Genomic DNA, 2869 nt, shown 5'->3' with positions numbered 1-2869 from the left:
TGGTGGTTGCGCCGTCGCCTGCCACTTCGAGTTTTTCGAAATTGCCGCCGGTGGTTTCGGTGATCTTGACCGTCTGCGTGCTCTTGTCGATGAACACGTCATCGGTAGGCGCAGGGACAGTCACGGTGCCAACAGTGTCGCCAGCCTTGATCATGATCGACGAGCCGTTATCCAGCTTCAGGGTGACGTCAGTGCCAGCCTTGTTGCTCAAGGTCGCGGTATAGGTAATCTGACCACCTTCGCTCGCCTCGGTCGGAGCCGTCAGCGTCACGGTAGTGGTGTTGTCGGTACCCGGTGTATCAGTCACAGTTGTAATGACGTTATCTGTACCTGGGACCAGGTTTTCAAAATGCTCGCCGCCAGTCACGCTTTTGATAGCAGTGGTGACGGTTTGGTCGCCCTTATACACATCATCAGGAGCAATAACCGAAACGCTACCGCTCGATTGGTTTACGCCGATGGTGATGGTCTTGCCGTTATCGAGGGTGACGGTCAGCGGATTGGTGATGTTGGTCACCGGTGCGCCGTTTTTATCCACGAGGCTAGCGGTGTAGACGATATTGCCGCCTTCACCAACAGTGGTAGTGGCGGTCAGAACTACATCAACCTTGTCGATGGTGTCGTTGATCGTAGTGGTCGCGCCGCTGCCTGCCACTTCGAGCTTTTCGAAGTTGCCACCACTGGTTTCGGTGATCTTGACGGTCTGGGTGCTCTTATCGATGAACACGTCATCGGTAGGGGCGGGCACGGTCACAGTGCCAACAGTGTCGCCGGCCTTGATGGTGATGCTTGAACCGTTGTCGAGTTTCAGTGTTACGTCAGTGCCCGCTTTGTTGGAAAGCGTGGCGGTGTACGTAATCTGTCCACCTTCGTTAACAGCGTTAGGCGCTGTCAGCGTCACAGTAGTGATGTTGTCTGTACCTGGTGTATCAGTAACGGTGGTGTTAACCGGGGTAGTACCTGGAGCCAGATTTTCAAAGTGCTCGCCGCCAGTGACGCCTTTGATAGCAGTGGTAACGGTCTGGTCGCCTTTGTACACATCATCAGGAGCTAGAACCGAAACGCTACCGCTCGATTGGTTTACGCCAATAGTGATGGTCTGGCCGTTATCCAAAGTCACAGTCAGCGGATTGTTGATGTTGGTCACCGGCGCGCCGTTTTTATCCACAAGGCTGGCGGTGTAGACGATGTTGCCGCCTTCGCCGACAGTGGTAGTGGCCGTCAGAACTACATCGACCTTGTCGATGGTGTCGTTGATCGTGGTGGTTGCGCCGTTGCCTGCGACTTCTAACTTCTCGAAGTTGCCGCCAGTGGTCTCGGTTATCTTGACGGTCTGCGTGCTCTTGTCGATGAACACGTCATCGGTAGGGGCGGGCACGGTGACGGTCCCAACAGTTTCGCCAGCCTTGATGGTGATCGACGAGCCGTTGTCCAACTTCAGCGTGACGTCAGTGCCCGCTTTGTTGGAAAGCGTGGCGGTATAAGTGATCTGGCCACCCTCATTCGCCTCGGTCGGAGCTGTCAGCGTTACGGTAGTGGTGTTATCGGTGCCCGGTGTATCAGTAACGGTGGTGTTAACCGGGGTAGTACCTGGAACCAGATTTTCGAAGTGCTCGCCGCCGGTCACGCCTTTGATGGCGGTGGTGACGGTTTGGTCGCCCTTGTACACATCATCAGGAGCAACAACCGAAACGCTACCGCTCGATTGGTTTACGCCGATGGTGATGGTTTTACCGTTGTCCAAGGTAACGGTCAGCGGGTTGGTGATGTTGGTCACCGGCGCGCCGTTCTTATCCACAAGGCTGGCGGTATAGACGATATTGCCGCCTTCACCAATGGTAGTGGTGGCGGTCAGGACCACATCGACTTTGTCGATGGTGTCGTTGATCGTGGTGGTTGCGCCGTTGCCTGCGACTTCTAACTTCTCGAAGTTGCCGTCAGTGGTCTCGGTGATCTTGACGGTCTGCGTGCTCTTGTCGATGAACACGTCATCGGTAGGCGCAGGGACAGTGACGGTGCCTACGGTTTCGCCAGCCTTGATGGTGATGCTTGAGCCGTTGTCGAGTTTCAGCGTGACGTCGGTGCCAGCCTTGTTGCTCAAGGTCGCGGTGTACGTGATCTGGCCACCTTCGTTAACTGCATTTGGCGCAGTCAGGATGACAGTCGTTGTGTTGTCGGTACCGGGGGTGTCGGTGACAGTGGTGTTCACTGCCGTCGTGCCAGGGACCAAGTTTTCAAAGTGCTCGCCACCAGTGACGCCTTTGATAGCGGTAGTGACGGTCTGGTCGCCTTTATAAACGTCATCCGGCGCGATAGTGGTGACAGAGCCACTCGACTGGTTCACACCGATGGTGATTGTCTTGCCGTTATCCAAGGTCACGGTCAGCGGGTTAGTGATGTTAGTCACCGGTGCGCCGTTTTTATCCACAAGGCTGGCGGTGTAGACGATGTTGCCGCCTTCGCCGACAGTGGTAGTGGCCGTCAGAACTACATCGACCTTGTCGATGGTGTCGTTGACCGTGGTGGTCGCGCCGTTGCCTGCCACTTCGAGTTTTTCGAAGTTGCCGCCAGTGGCCTCGGTGATCTGAACGGTCTGAGTGCTCTTATCGATGAATACATCATCGGTAGGCGCAGGGACGGTGACGGTGCCAACAGTTTCGCCAGCCTTGATGGTGATCGACGAACCGTTATCCAACTTCAGCGTGACGTCAGTGCCCGCTTTGTTGGAAAGCGTGGCGGTGTAAGTGATCTCGCCACCCTCATTCGCCTCGGTCGGAGCCGTCAGTGTCACGGTAGTGGTGTTATCGGTGCCCGGTGTATCGGTAACGGTCGTGTTAACTGGGGTAGTACCTGGAACCAGATTTTCAAA

Annotated in this window: 1 protein-coding gene; it reads right to left on the bottom strand. The window is 55.7% G+C overall.

The annotated features are described in order from the left end of the window. On the bottom strand, nucleotides 1-2869 hold a 2869-nt coding region (locus tag OC445_RS26850), incomplete at both ends, for an immunoglobulin-like domain-containing protein (RefSeq protein WP_315986354.1).

The sequence above is a fragment of the Pseudomonas sp. Pse35 genome (genome assembly GCF_024519715.1).
Taxonomy (GTDB): Bacteria; Pseudomonadota; Gammaproteobacteria; order Pseudomonadales; family Pseudomonadaceae; genus Aquipseudomonas; species Aquipseudomonas paracarnis.
Note: the sequence above shows the minus strand (reverse complement) of the source record. Positions and strands in the feature narration are given on the sequence as shown.